17 protein-coding genes are annotated in these 21,538 nt (G+C 62.5%); 4 read left to right on the forward strand and 13 right to left on the reverse strand.

What is annotated here, in order from left to right; translation table 11 throughout:
- Positions 1–3: 3 nt before the first annotated feature.
- From BM438_RS35470 to BM438_RS35500, 7 genes are read right to left on the reverse strand one after another with little or no spacing between them, the layout of a single operon-like run.
- Positions 4–795, reverse strand: a complete 792-nt coding sequence (locus BM438_RS35470) for an adenine nucleotide alpha hydrolase family protein (RefSeq protein WP_093644429.1) — start codon at positions 793–795, stop codon at positions 4–6.
- The gene (locus BM438_RS35475) at positions 792–1,970 is read right to left on the reverse strand and encodes an electron transfer flavoprotein subunit alpha/FixB family protein (RefSeq protein ID WP_093644431.1); all 1,179 of its coding nucleotides are present in this window, start codon (positions 1,968–1,970) and stop codon (positions 792–794) included. Before BM438_RS35475 ends, BM438_RS35470 begins: the two co-directional genes overlap by 4 nt.
- A 4-nt stretch (positions 1,971–1,974) precedes the next feature.
- Positions 1,975–3,888 carry a (Fe-S)-binding protein gene (locus BM438_RS35480; protein ID WP_093644433.1) on the reverse strand — a complete coding sequence of 638 codons (1,914 nt, stop codon included), beginning with the start codon at positions 3,886–3,888 and terminating at the stop codon, positions 1,975–1,977.
- Between the two features lie 2 nt (positions 3,889–3,890).
- Positions 3,891–5,954: an NADH:flavin oxidoreductase gene (locus tag BM438_RS35485; protein ID WP_093644435.1), complete on the reverse strand. Its 2,064-nt coding sequence runs from the start codon at positions 5,952–5,954 to the stop codon at positions 3,891–3,893.
- A 37-nt stretch (positions 5,955–5,991) separates the two neighbouring features.
- Positions 5,992–6,528 carry a DUF5943 domain-containing protein gene (locus BM438_RS35490; RefSeq protein WP_093644438.1) on the reverse strand — a complete coding sequence of 179 codons (537 nt, stop codon included), beginning with the start codon at positions 6,526–6,528 and terminating at the stop codon, positions 5,992–5,994.
- Between the two features lie 44 nt (positions 6,529–6,572).
- On the reverse strand, positions 6,573–7,544 hold the full coding sequence (locus BM438_RS35495) for a dipeptidase (protein ID WP_007177107.1): 972 nt from the start codon (positions 7,542–7,544) through the stop codon (positions 6,573–6,575).
- Positions 7,545–7,562: 18 nt separating this feature from the next.
- The gene (locus tag BM438_RS35500; RefSeq protein ID WP_093644440.1) at positions 7,563–8,837 is read right to left on the reverse strand and encodes a serine hydroxymethyltransferase; all 1,275 of its coding nucleotides are present in this window, start codon (positions 8,835–8,837) and stop codon (positions 7,563–7,565) included.
- Between the two features lie 432 nt (positions 8,838–9,269).
- On the opposite strand from BM438_RS35500, the gene BM438_RS35510 reads away from it, so the two are divergent.
- Positions 9,270–10,265 (forward strand): GlxA family transcriptional regulator, encoded by a 996-nt coding sequence (locus BM438_RS35510; RefSeq protein ID WP_093644444.1) that lies wholly within the window; start codon positions 9,270–9,272, stop codon positions 10,263–10,265.
- Positions 10,266–10,318: 53 nt separating this feature from the next.
- On the opposite strand, the gene fdhA is transcribed toward BM438_RS35510, so the two are convergent.
- Entirely contained in the window at positions 10,319–11,518 is a 1,200-nt protein-coding gene (gene fdhA, locus BM438_RS35515; RefSeq protein WP_093644447.1) for a formaldehyde dehydrogenase, glutathione-independent, read from the reverse strand.
- Between the two features lie 252 nt (positions 11,519–11,770).
- On the opposite strand from fdhA, the gene betI reads away from it, so the two are divergent.
- The 3 genes from betI to betA are packed head-to-tail and all read left to right on the forward strand — an operon-like array spanning position 11,771 to position 15,559.
- Positions 11,771–12,358: a transcriptional regulator BetI gene (gene betI, locus BM438_RS35520; protein ID WP_093644449.1), complete on the forward strand. Its 588-nt coding sequence runs from the start codon at positions 11,771–11,773 to the stop codon at positions 12,356–12,358.
- A gap of 33 nt (positions 12,359–12,391) precedes the next feature.
- Positions 12,392–13,861 (forward strand): betaine-aldehyde dehydrogenase, encoded by a 1,470-nt coding sequence (gene betB / locus BM438_RS35525; protein WP_093644451.1) that lies wholly within the window; start codon positions 12,392–12,394, stop codon positions 13,859–13,861.
- Between the two features lie 12 nt (positions 13,862–13,873).
- Positions 13,874–15,559, forward strand: coding sequence for a choline dehydrogenase (gene betA / locus BM438_RS35530; RefSeq protein ID WP_093644453.1), 1,686 nt, complete (start codon positions 13,874–13,876; stop codon positions 15,557–15,559).
- Between the two features lie 125 nt (positions 15,560–15,684).
- Here the strand turns inward: betA and BM438_RS35535 are convergent, their stop codons facing one another.
- The 5 genes from BM438_RS35535 to BM438_RS35555 form a co-directional block, all read right to left on the reverse strand.
- The gene (locus BM438_RS35535; protein ID WP_093644455.1) at positions 15,685–17,103 is read right to left on the reverse strand and encodes an MFS transporter; all 1,419 of its coding nucleotides are present in this window, start codon (positions 17,101–17,103) and stop codon (positions 15,685–15,687) included.
- A gap of 122 nt (positions 17,104–17,225) precedes the next feature.
- Positions 17,226–17,489 (reverse strand): SET domain-containing protein, encoded by a 264-nt coding sequence (locus BM438_RS35540; protein ID WP_093644457.1) that lies wholly within the window; start codon positions 17,487–17,489, stop codon positions 17,226–17,228.
- Positions 17,490–17,552: 63 nt separating this feature from the next.
- Positions 17,553–18,209, reverse strand: coding sequence for a sarcosine oxidase subunit gamma (locus BM438_RS35545; RefSeq protein WP_093644458.1), 657 nt, complete (start codon positions 18,207–18,209; stop codon positions 17,553–17,555).
- The gene (locus BM438_RS35550; protein ID WP_093644459.1) at positions 18,199–21,201 is read right to left on the reverse strand and encodes a sarcosine oxidase subunit alpha family protein; all 3,003 of its coding nucleotides are present in this window, start codon (positions 21,199–21,201) and stop codon (positions 18,199–18,201) included. The genes BM438_RS35545 and BM438_RS35550 overlap by 11 nt, the downstream gene beginning before the upstream one ends.
- The gene (locus tag BM438_RS35555) at positions 21,198–21,524 is read right to left on the reverse strand and encodes a sarcosine oxidase subunit delta (RefSeq protein ID WP_093644461.1); all 327 of its coding nucleotides are present in this window, start codon (positions 21,522–21,524) and stop codon (positions 21,198–21,200) included. The genes BM438_RS35550 and BM438_RS35555 overlap by 4 nt, the downstream gene beginning before the upstream one ends.
- Positions 21,525–21,538: the final 14 nt, after the last annotated feature.

A 21,538-nucleotide genomic window follows, 5' to 3' on the forward strand; every position in this document is an offset into this window, starting at 1 on the left:
AAATCAGTAATCCACGAGTTGATGCTCGCGCAAATACGCGAGAATCACTTGTGCTTTTTCGACGGAACTCCCTTCAATTACGACGCTGCCCCCGCGGCTTTCGGTCGTCGTCGCCGAGAGCATGCGGGCATGGCCCGAGCGCTTTTCGGCTGCGGCGAGGCGCACCGGTTTGGCGGTCGCGGGGCGGATCGTCCAGGCGGGTTCGTCGGGGTTGGCGGCGGGTGGCCTTCCGGGCGTTGTTGTCGCGACCGGACGGATCGTGCCTTCGCGCAGCCTTGCATAGGCGTAGCTCGGCGCCGCGTTGGCCATCGGATGCACGGAGATCAAGGCCGGCAGCCGCACTTCGACGCGGCGGCGCAACCCTTTCGGCATGAATTGCCGGACTTCTGCATGGCCGTCGCGAATCGTCAAATCGACCGCTGCGCCGACCAACGGCATCTCAAGCGCACTCGCTACTTGATACGGCAGCATGCCGCTATCGAAGGCGCCTTCGGCGCGGGTGCCGGTCAATACAAGGTCGTAGCCTTGCAAACGCGTGGCGAGCGGTGCTATCGCATCGCCCTGGAATTCAGGCGTTGCCGGAACCTCCAGCACTTCGACAGTGCGCGCGCCAAGTGCCAGATACTCCTTGAGCGCCGGATTCGACGGATCGCCCGCATGCAACACGTCGAGCGTCGCGCCGTGCGTTTTGGCGAGCGAGAGCGCGATCGTCAGCGCGGCGGCGTCGTTGCGGCTGTAGCGCGCCGTGCCGCTGACCGGGTGCCGCCCCACGGAAACCAGTACGGCGATTTTCATGCAAGCGCTCCTTCCGCAACAGCCGTTGAATTCAATAGCGCAGCACCCGTGCCGCGTGCCGTGCGTGCAGCCTCCGCGGCGTCATTCAGCGCCGCGATGGTTTCCTGCGCGTCGCCGATGACGGTCAGATTGGCGCGTTTGGCGATTGGCGCGCTGGCGTCGAGATTCACGGCGATCACGTGCCGGCAATCCTTGATGCCCTGCAGATGCTGAACCGCGCCGGAAATGCCGAACGCGATATAGACGCTCGCCTCGACCGTCTTGCCGGTGGCGCCAATCTGCTTGTCGCGGGTGAACTTGCCGTCGTCCACGGCGACGCGGCTTGCGCCGATCGCAGCGCCTAACGTGGCCGCAAGACGCTCGAACGCGGGCACATCGCTAACGCCGTTGCCTGCCGAAACGATGAAATCCGCTTCTTCGAGCGCGAGTTGGGCGGCGTCGATCTCCTCGATGCCAAGATCGCGCACGACGCTTTTGGACGATGCCGGTTCGCCGTCGAAACGCCACACCACTCGCTCGCCTGCCCCCAAAAACGGCAGCTTCGGATCGACCGCGTTCGGTGCAAGCAACACGACCTCCGGCAGCGCGCGTACGGCGTATGCCGTATTCGTCTGAATATAAGCAGCGACATGGGTCGCATCGATCTCGACGACATGCGTCGCGACACTTGCGTTCGCGGCGGCCGCGTAACGGCGACCGAGGTCGCCGTCGCCGGTCGCGTTGTCGGGCAGGAAAATATGCGCCGGCGCATAGGCCGCGACGCACGCGGCCAGTGCGTTCAATTCGTCGAGCGGCGCGAAAACGCGGCGGTCGAACATCGGCAACTCGATCAGCTTGTCGGCACCAAGCGCAGCGGCGTCGCTGCTGAACTCACCGAATACGAGCAGTACGACTTCAGTGGTCGCATCCGCGATCAACGCGGCGGCAGCTAAGGTCTGACGCGCGTGATCATCCAGCGCGCCGCGGTCCGCGTGAGCAGCCACCAGCAGCACGCGCTGCGCTGCAGCCGTCGTGCGGCGCGGTTTTGCGTGCTCGCGATGCGCCGACCCCGTCGAGCCATGCGCCGCCAGTTCCGTCGAGCCGGCAACAGCCGTCACGCCGAGCGTAATGCGCCTGAGCCCGTCGGCCGTAATCGTGAACGGCCGGCGCGGATCGATTCGTTTGAGATTGTTCATGGCGTTACTCCAGCGCCGCTGCAACCAGTTCGGCGACGTCCAGCACTTCCGGACGCGGGCCGACCACGCCTTCGAGCATCGCCGTGCAATTCGGGCAACCCACCGCGACGATTTCGGCGCCGATCGTGCGGGCGTCGCCGATACGGATGTCCGGAATGCGTTTTTTCCCGGGGATGTCAGTCAACGGTGCACCACCACCGCCTCCGCAGCAACGTCCGCGCATACCATTTCGTTCCATCTCGACCACCTTGATACCGATGGATTTCAGCAAGCGGCGCGGCGCTTCCGTCTCACCGTTATAGCGGCCCAGATAGCACGGATCGTGGTACGTGATCTTGCGGTCCGCGAACGCAGCGACCGCCTTCGGCGACAGCTTGCCGCTCGAAACCAGTTCTTCGATCAGTGCCGTGTGATGCTGGACCTCGTAGAAACCGCCGAGTGCGCGATATTCGTTGCGCAGGCTGTGCAGCACGTGCGGATCGGCGGTAACGATCTTGCGGAACGAGTACTGCGAGAGCGTGCCGATCAGCCGTTGAGCAAGTTGCTGGAAGGTCGCTTCGTCGCCGAGGCGCCGTGCCGTATCGCCGGTATCGGTTTCGACGCCACCGAGCACCGCGTAGTCGATCCCTGCCCGGTTCAGCACCTTGATCAGCGCACGCAGCGTGCGCTGATAGCGCATGTCGAATGCGCCTTCACCGGCAATCAACAGCACGTCCACCTGCCGACCCGGTTGCGCGACCTGTACCTGCAAATCAACCGCCCAGTCGTAACGCGCGCCGATGTCATAGCCGTTCGAGCTACCGGTTTCGCGCAGATTGGCGAGCGTGATCGGACCTTTGCCCGGTACGCTGCCTTCGACCAAGGTCTGATTGCGGCGCATATCCACGATCGCATCGACATGCTCGATCAACATTGGGCATTCCTGCACGCAAGCGCGGCAAGTGGTGCACGACCACAGCGTATCCGCTTCGATCAGGCTCGACACGAGCGGCTTGCCCGGCGCGCCACCGTGTTTGCCGACCGGAATGCCAGGCGTCGGGCTGCCGGCATAAGCTTCGTCCGTGCCACCGACCATGCCCGTGACAAGATCCTGAATCAGCTTCTTCGGATTGAGTGGCTGCCCGGCGGCAAACGCGGGGCACGCTGCTTCGCACTTGCCGCATTGCACGCAGGCGTCGAAGCTCAGCAACTGGTTCCAGCGGAACTCGACCGGCTTGCCTACGCCGTATTCCTTCGCGTCGAGGAGCGGCACCTTCAGTGCAGTCGGCGGCACGACATCGTTATCGTTGCGCTCGGCAAATCGCTCCTGACGTGGATGAAACGCGAGGTGCAGCAACCCGGCGAGCGCATGCTTCATCGGACCGCCGCGAGCCGCGCCGAAGGTCATCGTGAACGCGCCGACTGCGATCAGCAACGCGACGATAATCGCCAAAGCACCCGACATCGCCGCGGCCGGCAGCGCAATGAAGAGCGCCAACCCGAGCGCGAACGACCCAAGCAGCAGCGGGAGATGATCCCAAGGCCCGCGCGAGAGCCGTGCCGGCACCGCCTTCGCGCCATGCCGCCGACGCCAGACGAACACCGCGCCGACCAGCATCACCAGCGCCGCTAGAAAGATCAGCTTGTCGAGCCACGGCGAGTAGATCGCAAGACCGTAGTTGACGAACACCAGCGCCATCGCGAGGATCGCTCCGCCCGCCGTCGCGACGTGCGTCTTCGCGATGTACGGGTCGCGAGCGACCACATGGTGCAGGTCGACGAAATAGCGCTTCGGGATCGCCAGCAGATTGGTCCAGCCGTACGCACCCGCCGCCGTGGCGCGGCCTTCACGCCAATAGGCAGCGCGTTTGGCGAGCGCGAACGCGAGACCCGCCACCGACAACCACAGCAGGACAGTGATGACAAACACGGGGCTCATCGTCAGAAATCCTTGCAAAGGCGCAGCGCGTCATAGATCGCGCCGTGAATGTTGTGCATGGAAATGCAGTCGCCGACGCGGAACAGCAGGAAGCGGCCGTTGCCGAGTTCTTCGCTGAGCGACGGTTGCGGCTCGGACGCAAAGAGTTTGTGCACGTCCACCTGGCCGCGATTCACCGACTCGGGCTTGAGCGTCCAGTAGAGCTGGTCGTTTGGCGTGCTGCCGTTCTCAATCACCACCTGGTCGACCGCGCGCTCTTCCTGCTCTTCCGTGTACTCGTTGCGGATCACAGCGATCTTCTTGCCGTCTTCCTCGTACACCTTGTCGAGCCAGTAGTTAGGCGTATGAATCACACCTTGCGCGTAGAGGCGGCGATAAAAAATCGGGAACGTGGTACCGCCTACGTCATCGGCAACCTTCACGTCAGGCGTGACGATCTCGACGTTCGACCCGCGGCTCGACATGAAATCCGCGACGCCTGCGCCAGCGTGCGTGCTGACGCCGTCATAAACCAGCACGTTCTTGCCCGGCTCGACCTTGCCCGACAGCACATCCCATGAACTGACCGCGAGCCCTTCTTCGACGCCCCACGCCGCGACTTGCGACGTGAACGACGAACCGCCTGTCGCCAACACGACGATGTCCGGCTTCTCGGCCATGATGGTCTTTTCGTCAGCCGCAACGCCAAGACGCCGATCGACACCGAGGCGTTTCGTTTCCATATCGAACCAACGCACGATGCCCGCCATCTGCTCGCGCTGCGGCGCTTTCGCGGCCAGCATGATCTGACCGCCGACGTAGTCGTTCTTCTCGAACAGCACCACGTCATGACCGCGCGACTTCGCCACGCGCGCCGCTTCCAGTCCAGCCGGGCCTGCGCCGACCACCACCACCTTGCGCTTCGGCCCACGTGTCTTCGCGATCACGTGCGGCATGGTTTCTTCGCGGGATGTCGCGGCGTTCTGCACGCACAGCACGTCCAACCCGTTGTATTGGCGGTCGATGCAATAGTTCGCGCCGACGCATTGCTTGATCTCGTCCTCGCGACCGTCGCGGATCTTGATGACCATATGCGGATCGGCGATCTGTGCGCGTGTCATCCCGACCAGATCGACCATGCCGCTCGCGAGCAAACGTTCTGCCTGGCCCGCATCGCGGATGCTTTGCGCATGCATCACCGGCAGCTTCACCACCGACTTGATCCCGGCCGCGAGATGCACGAACGGCTCGGGTGGCAGCGCCATCGGCGGCATGCAGTTCGCCAGCGTGTTGTGCGTATCCGCACCGGAACCGATCACGCCGAGGTAATCGATCAGGCCGGTTTCGCTCATCGCCTGGGCGATCTCTTTCAGCTGTTCGTGATCGAGACCGTCTTCATGGAATTCATCACCACACATACGCAGACCGACGCAAAAATCCGCGCCTACCGCTTCGCGCACGGCCTTCAATACTTCCGTGCCGAAGCGCAGGCGGTTCTCGAGTGAACCGCCCCATTCGTCGGTACGGAAATTCGTGCGCGGGCTCCAGAACTGATCGATCAGGTGCTGGTGGGCCGCCGAGATTTCGATGCCGTCCATCCCTGCATCCTTCACGCGCTTCGCGGCGGCCGCGAAGTCCGTGATGATGCGGCGGATTTCCTCGACCTCGATGATCTTCGCATTGCCGCGGTGCACCGGCTCACGCACGCCCGACGGCGACATCAGATGCGGCCAGTGTTCGCCATGAAACGCCGAGCGGCGCCCCATATGCGTGGCCTGAATCATGATCTTCGCGCCGTGCTGATGCATCGCTTCGGCGAGCCGCGCGAGCGGATCGATGATCTTGTCGGTCGAGAGATTCACCGACTTCCACCAGCCTTGCGGGCTGTCGATCGACACCGGGCTCGAGCCACCGCACACGGCGAGGCCGACGCCGCCCTTGGCCTTCTCTTCGTAGTAACGGATATAGCGGTCGCCGGGCAGACCACCCGGTTCCGCATACACCTCAGCGTGCGCGGTGCTGACGATGCGGTTACGCAAAGTCAGTTTGTTCAGCGTGAGAGGCTTGAAAAGGTTCGGGTAACGCATCGCGATCGACCTCGGAATAGATAGGCTTTGTGCGTTTTTACGACGCGAGCGGCGACACTTCGAACACGCAGTGATCGTGGCCTTCGGCCGCGCAGCGCGCTTCCTTCGAATGGGACGGCGGACCCTTGCGCTGTCCATCCGGCGCGGTGTCGTTGACCCAGTCCATCGCGCCCGCGAACCAGCCGGCGAACATGTAGCAAAGCTTGCCTTCCTTGCCCGGCTGCGCGAGCACGAACGACGAGTGGTGCAATTCAATGCGGGCATGCGAGCTCGACGGATCGGCTTCCGTGATCGTGAACAGGCCCCAGCCACGCTGCGACAGACGGTTCAGGTAGTGCTCGAACACCGCCATGCCGGCAATACCGTGCTGTTTCGCTTCCTTGTCACACCAGAAATACGCGGACTTGTAGCCGGCTTTGTAGAGAATCTCGGCATACGTGTCGATACCAAGTGCTTCCTCGACAGCCGTGTGGTTGTTCGTGAAGAAATGACGCGGCACGTAGAGCATCGGCAGCGCGTCGGTGGTCCAGACGCCGGTGTTCGGATCGACGTCGATAGGCAGTTGGGGTTGCATGTGCGGGCTCCGTTTTTATAGGTTCAGGTTCGGTGGATGGCGAATCAAACTTTCCAGACTTCGCCGAACACGCGTACCCAGTTTTCACCCATGATCTTCTTGATGCGCGTCTCGCTCCAACCGGCGCGTTCCATCGCGGCCGTCAGGTTCGGAAACTCGCCGATCGTGCGAATGCCTTCCGGATTCACCACCTTGCCGAAGTTCGTCAACTGGCGATAACGGCCCTTGTCGTGTGTGATCCAGTCGAAGAACTCAGTGCTATAGCCTTGCGTGAAGTCCGTGCCAATGCCAACCTGGTCTTCACCGATCAGATTCACCACGTATTCGATCGCTTCGATATAGTCTTCGACGGTCGCGTCCGGGCCGCGCTTCAAGAACGGCGCGAACATCGTCACGCCCACGAAACCGCCCGCGTCAGCGATCTCTTTCAGTTGCTCATCGCTCTTGTTGCGCGGATGCTCTTTCAGCCCCGACGGGCAGCAATGCGAGTAGCACACCGGCTTGTTCGAGGCCGCGATCGCTTCGGACGACGTCTTGCCGCCCACATGCGAAAGATCGACCATGATGCCAACGCGATTCATCTCCTGAATCACTTCGCGGCCATAGCCCGACAGGCCACCGTCGCGTTCATAGCAGCCCGTGCCGACCAGATTCTGCGTGTTGTAGCAAAGCTGGACCACGTTCACGCCGAGGTCCTTGAAGGCCTCGATATAGCCGAGGTTGTCTTCGAACGCATGCGCGTTCTGGAAGCCGAAAATGATGCCAGTCTTGTTCTCTTTCTTCGCGCGCAGGATGTCGTCGGTGGTGCGCACAAGCGTCAGGATCTCGCCGTATTCGCGGATCTGTTGCTTCATCTCGGCGATGTTGTCGACGGTCTTCTGGAAGCTTTCCCAGACCGACACCGTGCAGTTCACCGCGGTTACGCCGCCCTTGCGCATGTCCTCGAACACCGAGCGCTCGAACTTCGAAATGTTCAGACCGTCGATGATGATGCTGTTGTCGTGCAGAGTGCTCATCGTTTGCTCCAGGCGTGCTTAGTAGATGGGAAAGCGTTCGCACAGCGCGAAAATCTCGCGGCGCACGCGTTGTTCGGTTGCGGCATGGCCTTCCGGGTGATCTCGCAGCGCGTCGAGCACCTCGACGATCAGCCGCCCGACTTCACGGAATTCGCTCACGCCGAAGCCGCGCGTCGTGCCTGCGGGTGTGCCGAGGCGAACGCCGGAGGTGACCGTCGGCTTCTCGGTGTCGAAAGGAATGCCGTTCTTATTGCAGGTGATGCCCGCGCGTTCCAGCGCCTGTTCGACCTGGTTGCCTTTGAGGCCCTTTGGACGCAGATCGACCAGCAGCAAATGGTTGTCCGTACCGCCTGTGACCAGATCGACGCCACCCGCTTTCAGCACTTCGCCGAGTGCCTGCGCATTCGCGAGCACGTTATCGATGTAGGTTTTGAAACCCGGTTGCAGCGCCTCGCCGAAGGCAACGGCCTTGCCGGCGATCACATGCATCAGCGGGCCGCCCTGCAAGCCCGGGAACACGGCGGAGTTGATCTTCTTGGCGATGTCTTCGTCATTCGTCAGTACAAAGCCGCCGCGCGGACCGCGCAACGTCTTGTGCGTGGTCGATGTGACGACGTGCGCGTGCTCGACCGGATTCTGATGACGCCCGGCCGCGATAATGCCGGCGATGTGCGCCATATCCACCATCAGCTTCGCGCCCACGCCATCGGCGATTGCGCGCAGCCGTGCGAAGTCCAACGCACGCGGATAAGCCGAGAAGCCGGCGATCAGCAGCGCCGGTTTGTGCTGCTGCGCGAGTTCTTCGATCTGCTCGTAATCGATCAGCATCGTGTCGCGATTCACGCCGTATTGGACCGCGTTGAACCACTTACCCGACATCGCCGGCTTGGCGCCGTGAGTCAGGTGGCCACCCGCGTCGAGCGACATGCCGAGCACCGTGTCGCCCGGCTTCACCAGGGCGAGCATCACCGCGCCGTTGGCCTGCGCGCCGGAATGCGGCTGCACGTTGGCGAACTTCGCGTTGAAGAGCTGCTTGATGCGATCGAGCGCCAGCGTTTCGATCACGTCGGCGTATTCACACCCGCCGTAATAGCGCTTGCCCGGATACCCTTCCGCGTACTTGTTGGTCAGCACCGAGCCTTGCGCTTCGAGCACTGCGCGCGACACGATGTTTTCCGACGCGATCAATTCGACTTGCGACTGCTGGCGCTCCAGCTCTTTCAAAATGGCGCCGCGCACCGCCGCGTCACGCGTGGCCAGCGATTCTTCGAAGAAAGGATTCGGGTTCGACATGGAAGGTCCGTGGGGTGGTTGGCGAAGGACCGGAAGCGGGCTGCTGATCGGGCTGTGAAGCCCTGCTGCCACCGGTCTGCATTGGGTCTATTCTTGACTCTCGCCTCGCGCGCCAATTTACGAATTCAGACGCGTTCTTTGCCTTTTCCGCCATGAGCGACCTTTTTCGACAAGTCGCGATGGCAGGTTTCGAACGATCGTTAGCGGTTGGCGCTTTTGCTGCACTGCAGCTGATCGTTGTGCGCAGTTCGGGTGCGCGTGTGGGCTCGGGTAGCTCCGTTCTGGTGCTGTTCGTTGAGCGATCCGACTGTATTGATGCGCAACCGAGGGTTTAGCCTGATGGCACGTTAGTTGCGCTAGTACTCAAAATTGCAGGAGTCGCTGCTCCCCACGGCGACGCGACATTACAGATTCGAAGGAATCATTTCCCCCATGTCCACCGATCGCACGGCGTCGTTGTCGCACTTTGCATTCATGCCGGTGCCGAACTTCACGATGATCGCGTTCACCAACGCGATCGAAGTTCTCCGCATGGCGAACTACCTGACTGGACAAACGCTTTACCGCTGGTCGATCGTGAGCCCCGAAGGCGGCCCGGTGACGGCGAGCAACGGCCTCTCGGTCGATACGGGTCCGGTCGAGTCTGTCGGTCAGCCGGACATCGTGTTCGTGGTCGGCGGCATCGACGTGCAGCGCGCCACCACCCCTGCCCATCTCGTTGCGCTGCGCCGCTTCGCCCGCATGGGCAGCGTGCTCGGCAGCCTGTGCACCGGCACTTATGCGCTGGCGCGCGCCGGCTTGCTGGCCGGTTACGCGTGCGCGATTCACTGGGAGAACATGTCGGCACTCAAGGAAGAGTTTCCCGACACGCGTTTTCTGAAAGAACTGTTCGTGATCGATCGCGATCGCGTTACGTGCACGGGTGGCGTGGCGCCGCTCGACATGATGCTCAACCTGATCACGCCGCGGGTCGGTACAGCGCGCGTCACGCAGATCGCGGAGCAGTTCATCGTCGAACATGTGCGCGATAACAGCGCACAACAGAAAATGCCGCTGGTGGCGCGGCTCGGTTCGGCCAATAAGTCTCTCTTCGAAGTGATCTCGCTGATGGAGAACAACATCGAAGAGCCGCTTTCGCGCGAAGAACTCGCACGACTCGCCGGCATGTCGCAACGGCAATTGCAGCGCCTGTTCCGCGAACATCTGGGAATGACGCCGACGCATTACTATCTGACGCTGCGCTTGCGGCGCGCCCGCGAGTTGCTGCTGCAGACCGACATGTCGATCATGCACATCACGATGGCTTGCGGTTTCCAGTCGGCTTGCCACTTCTCGAAGAGCTACCGCGATGCGTTCGGCACCGCGCCGACGCGCGAACGGCGCAAGCAGGCGCCGTCGCTGGCCGCAGTGCCGGTGCTCGCGGCTTGAGTCGAATACCTCGCTGATTGAAGGGACCGCGAACGCGGTCCCTTTCCGCGCCATCAAGCCGCTTTCAGCAACCCGTGCGGGTCGATCACAAACTTCTTCGGCGCGCCGCCATCGAACTGCCGGTAACCGTCCGGGGCCTGATCGAGCGAGACGACCGTCACGTTCACGATATCCGCAATCGGCAGCCGGTCCCACAGGATCGCCTGCATCAGATTGTGGTTGTACTTCATCACCGGCGTCTGCCCCGTGTGGAACGAGTGCGACTTGGCCCAGCCGAGGCCGAAGCGGATGCTCAGGCTGCCTTTGCGGGCAGCGGCATCGGTGGCGCCCGGATCGTCCGTTACATACAGGCCCGGAATGCCGATCGCGCCCGCGGCACGCGTGATTTCCATCAGCGAATTAAGCACCGTGGCTGGTGCTTCCTCGTGCGAGCCGCTGCTGCCGTGACCGTGCGCCTCGAAACCGACGCAGTCCACCGCGCAATCCACTTCGGGCTTGCCGAGAATCTGTTCGATCTGCTCGCCGAGCGTCGCGTCCTTCGACAGGTCGATGGTCTGGAAACCCATCTTGCGAGCATGCGCGAGACGCGCCTCATTCATATCGCCAACGATCGTGCAGGCTGCGCCCAGCAAGCGTGCGGATGCAGCCGCCGCCATCCCCACCGGCCCCGCGCCCGCGATATAAACGGTAGCGCCAGGCTTCACGCCTGCCATCACCGCGCCGTGATAGCCGGTCGGCAGAATGTCGGACAGACACGTCAAGTCGCGGATTTTCGACATCGCCTGCGCGTAGTCGGGGAATTTCAGCAGATTGAAGTCGGCGTACGGCACCAGCACATACTCGGCCTGGCCGCCGATCCAGCCACCCATGTCGACGTAGCCATAAGCGCCGCCCGCCCGCGACGGATTCACATTCAAACACACGCCGGTGTGCTGCGCCTTGCAGGTCGGACAGCGTCCGCAAGCGACGTTGAACGGTACCGACACCAGGTCGCCAACCTTCAACGTTTCAACATCGCGGCCCACCTCGATCACCTCGCCGGTGATCTCGTGGCCGAGTACCAGGCCGACCTCGGCGGTCGTGCGGCCACGCACCATGTGCTGATCGGAGCCGCAAATATTTGTGCTTACCACCTTCAGGATCACGCCGTGACCGATTGACCGGCCACGCGGATCGACCATCTTCGGAAAGTCGATCGACTGCACTTCCACCTTGCCCTGCCCTAGATACACGACACCGCGATTGCTGCTCATTTGTCTGTCTCCATATCTCGTGAGCGGCGCGTCTGACTCTACGTGACGCGCCGTTCAACGAGCGTAGCGCCCGCTGAAACAAAGGACATGTACCGAACACGACACCGGTTTGGCAGGAACCGACACGCCGGGCGCAACCCATGCCCACGTTGATGCAACCCGGTTTTTATTGATTGACCGTTCAATATAAAAAAACTAGTATTCCCCATCGAACACTTGGGCGGCTGGCCTGCGCCCGCCGCCTCCAGCCCCATGCCCAAACTTGGAATGCGCGAAATCCGCCGCGCCCAGCTGATCGACGCAACGCTGCTGACCATCGACCAGACTGGTCTCGCCGGTGCGACGCTCGCTTCGGTCGCGCAGCGCGCGAGCATTTCCACCGGCATCGTCAGCCACTATTTTGGCGACAAGGACGGTTTGCTCGAAGCCACCATGCGCCACGTGCTGCGCGATCTGTGGCAAGCCACGTCGAGACGTCGTCGTGCGGCGAAGGCCGATCCACGTTCGAAATTGCGCGCGGTCGTCGCGGCGAATTTCGACGCCGAGCAGACCAGCGGCCCCGTCATGAAAACGTGGCTCGCGTTCTGGTCCGAGAGCATGCACAAGCCGCAATTGCGCCGGCTGCAATACGTAAACACGCGGCGCTTGAACTCGAACCTGTGCGCGGATTTTTCCAAAGCGCTGCCACGTCCGGCGGCGCGCCGTGCGGCGAGCGGCCTCGCGGCACTGATCGATGGGCTATGGCTGCGTGGCGCTTTGTCCGGTGAGCCGTTTGATACCAAGGCTGCACTGCGCATGGCAAACGAATACATCGATCTGGTGCTGGAAGCACGTAACTAGACCAGCGAACATTTCCGAAAAAAGGAGCAACTCATGGCGGTATTCGAAACGCAACGTCTCTATATAGGCGGCGCCTACGTCGACGCGACCAGCGGCGAGACCTTCGACACGCTCGACCCCGCCACGGGAGAAACGCTCGCCGCCGTGCAACAAGCCTCAGCGGCGGACGTGGATCGCGCCGTGCAATCGGCACGTGATGGTCAACGCGAGTGGGCCGCGCTCACGGCGATGCAGCGCTCGCGCATCCTGCGCCGCGCGGTCGAGATCCTGCGTGAACGCAATGACGAACTCGCCGCACTCGAAACACGCGACACCGGCAAGGCGATTGCGGAGACTCGGGCGGTCGATATCGTCACCGGCGCGGACGTGATCGAGTACTACGCAGGGTTGGCGACCGCGATTGAAGGTCAGCAGATTCCGTTGCGGCCCTCTTCGTTTGTTTATACGCGGCGTGAACCGCTGGGCGTGTGCGCAGGTATCGGCGCATGGAATTACCCAATCCAGATCGCATGCTGGAAATCGGCGCCCGCGTTGGCAGCCGGCAATGCGATGATCTTCAAGCCGAGCGAAATCACTCCGCTGTCCGCATTGAAACTCGCCGAGATTTATACCGAAGCCGGTGTACCAGCCGGTGTGTTCAACGTCGTGCAAGGCGACGGCCGCGTGGGGGCGATGCTCGCCGCACATCCCGACATCGAGAAGATCTCGTTCACCGGCGGCGTTGAAACGGGCAAGAAGGTGATGTCGCTGGCAGGCGCCTCGTCGTTGAAAGAAGTGACGATGGAACTGGGCGGCAAGTCCCCCCTGCTCGTATTCGACGACGCCAACCTCGGACGTGCCGCCGACATCGCGATGAGCGCCAACTTCTTCAGCTCCGGCCAGGTCTGCACGAACGGCACACGCGTCTTTGTGCAGCGTAGCGTGCTGGAACGATTCGAAGCGCTGGTGCTGGAACGTGTGAGGCGGATTCGCGTCGGCGCACCCACGGACGCCGACACCAACTTCGGCCCGCTGGTCAGCGCCGCGCAATTGCAGAAAGTGCTCGCCTACATCGAAAGCGGCGTGCAGGACGGCGCGCGGCTCCTCGCAGGCGGCAAGCGGCTGACGGAAGGCCACTTCGGCAACGGCCAGTACGTCGAGCCGACGGTTTTCACCGGCTGCCATGACGACATGCGTATCGTGCGCGAAGAAATCTTCGGCCCGGTGATGAGCATCCTCGTTTTCGATGACGAAGACGAAGCAATCTCGCGCGCCAATAACACCGCTTACGGTCTTGCTGCGGGCGTTGTCACCGAGAACCTGGCGCGTGCGCATCGCGTGATTCATCGGCTCGAAGCGGGTATCTGCTGGATCAACACCTGGGGCGAGTCACCCGCGGAAATGCCGGTAGGTGGCTACAAGCAATCGGGCGTCGGCCGTGAGAACGGCATTACCACGCTCGAACACTACACGCGCATCAAGTCCGTGCAGGTCGAACTCGGCCCGTATCAACCGGTGTTTTAAGGAGGGTTGGCGATGGCTTCGAACGAATACGACTACATCATCGTCGGCGCGGGTTCAGCGGGCAACGTGCTCGCTTCGCGCCTGACCGAAGACGCGGACGTGACCGTGCTGCTCCTCGAAGCAGGCGGCCCCGACTACCGTTTCGATTTCCGCACGCAGATGCCCGCAGCCCTCGCCTATCCGTTGCAGGGTCGGCGTTACAACTGGGCGTACGAAACGGACCCCGAGCCGCATATGAACAACCGACGCATGGAGTGCGGGCGCGGCAAGGGGCTCGGTGGTTCGTCGCTGATCAACGGCATGTGCTATATCCGCGGCAATGCGCTCGACTACGACGGTTGGGCAACGCGTTCTGGGCTGGAAAACTGGACCTATCTGGATTGCCTGCCGTACTTCCGCAAAGCCGAAACACGCGATGTCGGCGCAAACGCGTATCACGGCGGCGACGGCCCGGTCCATGTGACGACGAGCAAGCCGGGCAACAATCCCTTGTTCGCGGCGATGGTCGAGGCCGGCGTGCAGGCGGGTTTCCCGCGTACCGACGACCTGAACGGCTACCAGCAGGAAGGCTTCGGCCCAATGGATCGCACGGTCACGGCAAACGGCCGACGCGCCAGCACCGCACGCGGCTATCTGGATCGCGCGAAGAAACGCCCGAATCTGACCATCGTGACGCATGCCATGACCGATCGCGTGCTGTTCCTCGGCAAGCGCGCGATTGGCGTCACGTATCTGCATCACGGTAATGCCGAAACAGCGCACGCTCGCCGCGAAGTGCTGGTGTGCAGTGGCGCGATTGCCTCGCCGCAATTGTTGCAACGCTCAGGCGTCGGCCGTTCGACGTGGCTGCGCGAGCTTGACGTGCCACTCGTGCACGATCTGCCTGGTGTCGGTGAAAACTTGCAGGACCATCTGGAGATGTACATCCAGTACGAATGCAAGGAGCCGATTTCGCTGTATCCCGCGTTGCAATGGTGGAATCAACCTGCCATCGGGCTTGAATGGATGTTTAACGGCACGGGTATTGGGGCGAGCAATCAGTTCGAAGCGGGCGGCTTCATCCGTACCCGCGATGAGGACCTGTGGCCGAACATCCAGTATCACTTCCTGCCCGTCGCGATCAACTACAACGGTTCCAACGCGATCAAGATGCACGGTTTCCAGGCGCATGTCGGCTCGATGCGTTCGCCAAGCCGTGGACGCGTGAAGCTCACGTCACGCGATCCTGCGGCGCATCCGAGCATCCTGTTCAATTACATGGCCGATCCGCTCGACTGGCGCGAATTCCGTGACGGGATCCGTATTACGCGCGAGATCATGCGGCAGCCTGCGCTCGATCGTTATCGCGGGCGTGAGTTGAATCCGGGCGCGGAGTTGACCACCGATGAGCAACTCGACGCGTTTGTGCGCATGCGTGCGGAGACCGCGTTTCATCCGTCGTGCTCGTGCAAGATGGGTTATGACGATATGGCTGTGGTGGATAGCGAGGGACGCGTGCATGGGCTTGACGCGCTACGCGTCGTCGATGCGTCGATCATGCCGCAGATCACAACCGGCAATCTGAACGCGCCGACGATCATGCTTGCGGAGAAGATCGCCGATCGGATTCGCGGGCGGGAGGCGCTGGAGCGGGTGGAGACGCCGTACTTCGTGGCGAATGGAGCGGTTTCACGGAAGCGGGAAGTAGCGGCGGTCTAATCCGCGTCGACACCGACAGCCGCCCCCACCGGAAGTAAAAAAGCCGCGAACATTTCGCGGCTTTTTTCGTGTTCGCTCAGAGGGTAAGCGGTTATTCTCAGACGAGACTGGACACTCGGTAAGCGTCACTCCCGCGCAGGACTCAACACTCCCTGCGCGTCCGGCTCGACCGCTTCCGACACCAAGGTCTCCAACGCCAGCCCACGCGTCTCGATCCCCATGATCCATACTGCCGCGGCAGCGATCACAAAACACATCGCGCCAAGCGAAAACACGCCGCCTTGCCCGAACATCGGCAACACCACGCCGACTACATAAGGCCCGATCAACGAGCCCACACGTCCAATCGCTGACGCAAACCCAGACCCCGTAGCCCGCGCTCCCGTGCCATAAAGCTCAGGCGTATAGGTGTAAAGCACCGCCCACATCGCAAACATAAAAAACTGCATCGCAAGTCCGGCGCAAATCAGCAGCGTCGGCGTTTGCGCGTGCAGCGCGGTTTGCCCGTAGACATACGCCATCACCGCGCTGCCCGCCAGCGACGCGATACAGGTCGGCTTACGTCCCCAGCGCTCCACGAGCCACGCAGCGCAGATAAAACCCGGAATCCCGCCGAGCGAAATCAGTACCGTATACAGCACCGACTTCGTCACAGCGAAACCCGCTTGTTGCATCAACGCACCGAGCCACGACGTGAGCCCATAAAAACCGAGCAACGCAAAGAACCACAACGTCCACACCATGATCGTGCGACGCCGGTAGGCCACGCTCCAGATCTCGCGGAACGCACTGGTGCCCTTCGCTGCAGGCGGTTCCTGCAGCATCACCGGTGCGCGCAACTGGCTCAGTCCGGCCGCTTTCATCACCTTCACTTCGACCTCGGCGAGGATCTTGTCCGCCTCGGCGAGGCGTCCGCGATGCTCCAGCCAGCGCGGCGATTCCGGCACGACGCGGCGCACGATCAGCACGAACACGGCGGGAATCGCCAGCAACGCGAACTCCGTGCGCCACCCAAACGCCGGCAACACGAAATACGACACCACGCCTGCCGTGATAAACCCGAGCGGCCAGAAGCCATCCATCAACGCGATCAGTCGTCCCCGTGACTTGGCAGGCACAAATTCGGACAGGAGCGTCTGCGCAATGGGAAACTCCATGCCCATGCCAAAACCGAGCAGCACGCGATAGAAAATCAGCGACTCGACGCTCTGCGCGGTCGAGCACAGATACGACGCGAGCCCCCACAGCACCATGCTCCACTGAAATACGGGGCGCCGTCCGAAGCGATCGGCCAGCAATCCGGCAACCGCCGCGCCGATCACCATACCGAAGAAGCTCGCACTCGCAACCAACCCTGCCGTCGCGCTCGACAGATGAAATTCGCTCTTGATCGAACCGAGCACGAAGGTCATCGTGCCGAGATCGACCGAGTCAAAAAAGAACGCGATCGCGATGATGATGAAAATGGTCCGGTGATATCCGGAGAACGGCAGACGTTCGAGTCTGGCGGCTGCGCTCGCGCGAGGCTGAAAAACGGTAGACATGTCATGCCCTCGTTGATGCGGCGGCTGCCGCGTGGACGTTCCGATCAGTGCGTATTCAGTAGACGCCGACATAAATCGGCCACATAGAAGGAATACGTCATCGGGATGGAACGAGGGCGTCGTTAGGGCCGCAACCGCGCCCGCGCAGCGCCGGCAATCCGCGCGAGCGCATCCGCACTCAAACGAGCGGCGATCTTCTCAACGTATTCGTGATGCCGCGACTGCAGCGGCGCGCCCAACTGCTGTGCAAGGAGATAGCGAATCAACGCGATGCGCCGATGCCGCAATACGATGCTCTGATCGAGCAGCGCAAGCGCGGCATGGGCATCGCCCTGTTGGCACACGCGTTCGGTGAGACGCGCGGTGGCTAGACGTGTCGACGTCATGTCAGTCGGCGGTCGGGAAAGCCGCGAGCGGTGCCTCACTAGCAGGACGCCACCCGCCGCGCTTCACGACATCAACGGCTCGGCCGCATCGAGCATGATCTTGACGAAGTAGTCCGCAAAACTGCGGCGCACGATGATATCGAAGCTGTCTGCGCCGGTGGGCAACAACGTCATCGACGCCTTGAAGAAGTGACTCTGTGCGCACTGCCCCTCGCTGAACAGTTTCGGATGCAGATCGAGCGGACAACCGCGCGCCAGCACTTCACGCGTTCGAGTGCCACTGATCTCGAGCACCGTATAGCCGCTGCCGATATCCACCGCCGACGCGAACACGCCCACAAATGCCGCGCCGAGTTTCGCCTGCAACGGCGCGGTACGCGTCGCGTCGTGCGCCATGGCCGAGCGCACCAGCCACTCGTCAGGGCCAAGCCACAGCATGTCGTAGCCATTGCCGCGTGCAATCGTGTTCGCCTTCTCGGGCGGCCGGCAGCCGATCACGCTTTCCACCGCGCTCACGAACGCCGCGTCACGCGTGTCGCCGCGCACGTTCACCAGTTCCAGAAACGGCCGCTCGCTCAAACGGAACGCCGCCGACACCGTCGCCTGATGCTTCTTCAGCAGCGCATCCGCGCCCACCAGCGGCGACTCCTGCCACACGCCCGTTTGCTGGCCGACAGCGCGATCCACCGCCGACACTGTCCCTCTTGTTTCATTCCACATGTTGACGTGCTCCTTCGCTGTCGTAGAACACCGAGCTGGTGACCTTGGCCGCAATCTGTCTACCGCTCGCGAGCGGAATCGTGACCGTTTCGCCGATCTTGTCGAGACCGCCCTTCACTACCGCCATTGCAATCGAGCGCTTCAGGATCGGGCTGTAATAGCTCGACGTGACGTGGCCGAGCATCGGTGCGGTATCGCCCTGGAACGGACCGGCGACGATCTGCGAGCCTTCGGGGATCACGAACGTAGGATCGTCCGCGAGCAGCCCGACCAGTTGCTTACGGCCGGCCTTCGCCGTATCCGAGCGCGTCAATGAACGCTTGCCGAGAAAGTCTTTCGACTTCGCGACCAGCCCGCCCATGCCGAGGTCGTACGGCGTCATCGACCCATCCGTGTCCTGGCCGACGATGATGTAGCCCTTCTCGGCACGCAGCACGTGCATGGTTTCCGTGCCATACGGCGTGATGTCGAATTCCGCGCCCGCAGCCATCAGCGCCTCCCACACCGCGCGGCCGACGTTCGCGGGCACGTTCACTTCATAAGCCAGTTCGCCCGAGAAGCTGATCCGCATCACGCGCGATGCCGCACCCGCCACGGTGCCTTCGCGATAGCTCATGAACGGGAACGCCGCGTTCGCAAAGTCGATGTCGTGGCAAACTTTCTGCAGGACCTTGCGGCTGTTCGGACCGACCACCGCAAACGTCGCCCAATGATCCGTCACGGAAGCGAGACGCACGCGCATATCCGGCCACTCGGTTTGCAGCCAGCGTTCGAGCCACGTCAGCACGCGCGCTGCGCCACCCGTGGTGGTCGTCATCATGTAGTGTTGGTCGGCAAGACGCACGGTCACGCCGTCGTCGAAGATCATGCCGTTTTCGTCGAGCATCAGGCCGTAGCGGCACTTGCCGACTTCCAGCTTGCTCCACGGATTCGTGTAGACCCAATTCAGCAACTTCGCCGCATCGGGGCCCTGGATGTCGATCTTGCCGAGCGTCGAAGCATCGAGAATGCCGACGCTCGTGCGCACCGCGAGCGACTCGCGCGCAACCGCGGCATGCATGTCCTCGCCGGCCTTCGCGAAGTACCAGGGGCGCTTCCAGTTGCCGACGTCCTCGAACGCCGCACCGTTTTCCACGTGCCATTCGTGCACCGCGGTCTTGCGCACCGGATCGAGAAACTCACCCAGCTCGCGGCCGGCAAACGTGCCGAACGTAACCGGCGTGTAGTTCGGGCGGAACGTCGTCGTGCCGGTTTCGGGAATCGTCTTGCCGAGTGCCTGCGCGAGAATCGCCATACCATTGATGTTGCCGAGCTTGCCCTGATCGGTGCCGAAACCCATCGCCGTGTAGCGCTTCACGTGTTCGACCGATTCGAAACCTTCGCGCGCCGCGAGAAAAATATCGGCTGCCGACACGTCGTTCTGGAAGTCGACGAACTGCTTAGGCCCGCGCGTCGCCAGTTCGCGGCCGCCGACCAGCCACAGCGGCTGCATCTTCGTTTCGCTAACCTCGGCCACGTGCACCGGATTCGGTCGCGCAACGATGTACCCCGCTGCACGCGCCGCCTCGACACCGGCATCGACCGCGAAGCGAATCCCCTGTCCTAGCGTGAAATCGCCGGCACACGCACCAACGCTCGTCTCGGCTTGCATCGCCTTGCCCGGCACGAAGCAGGCTTTGTCGTCATGCCAGTGCGCCTTGCCGCCCGATTGCGCGAACAGATGCAGCACCGGGCTCCAGCCGCCGGACATCGCGAGCAGATCGCAGGGTAGATCGCCCTGCTTCGCACCGACCTGTCCGTTCGAATACGACGCCACTTCGACCGAGGCAACCCGCAGCTTGCCGTGCGCCGCTGTCACCGCCACACCGTTCATCACCTTGACGCCATAGCGCCGCGCAAGCGCGGGCAGCGTGCCCTTCGATTCGGCCGCCCGCGGATCGACGACCGTCACCTGGGCACCGGCCGCTTTCAGATCGAGCGCGCATTGATAGCCGTCATCGTTGTTCGTGAACACGACGGCATTGCGGCCCGGTAGCACCGCATAGCGATGCAGATAGGTCGACACGGCCGAGGCCAACATCACGCCCGGTAGATCGTTGTTGCCGAATACGATCGGCCGCTCATGCGCGCCTGTTGCGAGAATCACGCGTTTCGCGCGGATCTTCCACATCAGTTCGCGCGTGCCTTTTCTCTGCGACACCGGCAGATGCTCGGTGAGCCGCTGCGTGACGGTGATGAGGTTATGGTCCTGGTAACCGAATGCGGTGCTGCGGCACAGGATCTTCACATCGGGCATCTGCCGCAACTCGTCTTCGATCTTGTGGACCCATTGCAGCGCCGGTTTGCCGTCGATCTCCGCGCGGCACGACAGCAGCGAGCCGCCGAGTTCCGGCTGATCGTCGATCAGCGTCACGCGTGCGCCGGACAATGCCGCCGCATGCGCGGCCGCCAGCCCCGTCGGGCCACCGCCGACCACCAGCACGTCGCAGTGCGCAAAGCACTTGTCGTAGCGGTCCGCGTCGGTTTGCTCGGGCGCCTTGCCGAGACCGGCCGCATCGCGAATCACTTCCTCATATTTCGGCCAGAATTTGCGCGGCCACATGAAGGTCTTGTAGTAGAAGCCCGCCGGAATGAAGCGTGCGAACTTCTGGTTGATCGCCATGCGGTCTTTTTCGATGCTCGGCTGCGCGTTCACGCTGGTCGCGACGAGTCCCTGATACAACTCCACTTCAGTCGCACGCGCGTTCGGCACCGTGTATGCGCCGGTTTCGAGCTGCACAACCGCATTCGGCTCTTCCACACCCGCCGTCACGATGCCGCGCGGCCGGTGGTACTTCCAGCTGCGCGCCACGAAGTGCTCGCCGTTCGCGAGCAACGCGGACGCGAGCGTGTCGCCCTGATAACCCTGAAGCTTGCGCCCGTTGAACGTGAAGTTCAGTACGATCGCACGGTTGATGCGCCCACCGCTGGGGAGTCGGTCTTTCTGGCTCATGGTGCCTTGCCCTCGTGTGCCTTGTCTTGTGCGTTAGCGTCGGTGCTGTCCATCGCGAGCAGAGGACGTTCGAACGTCTCGTAGCCCTGAATCTCGTAGCTCACGGTGTCGCGCTGGGCCTTGAACCAGCGGCGGCATCCTTGCGCGTGCATCCATTGCTCGCGATGCACGCCGCGCGAATTCTTGCGCATGAACAGGTAGTCACCCCATTCCTTGTCGGTGAGCTTGTCGGTGTCGAGCGGGCGCGCAATATCCGCTTCGCCGCCGCAGGAAAATTCGGTTTCGGCGCGTGGCCCGCACCAAGGGCATTCGATCAGAAGCATCTGGTTTTCCTAAT

This window comes from Paraburkholderia aspalathi, from assembly GCF_900116445.1.
Taxonomy (GTDB): Bacteria; Pseudomonadota; Gammaproteobacteria; order Burkholderiales; family Burkholderiaceae; genus Paraburkholderia; species Paraburkholderia aspalathi.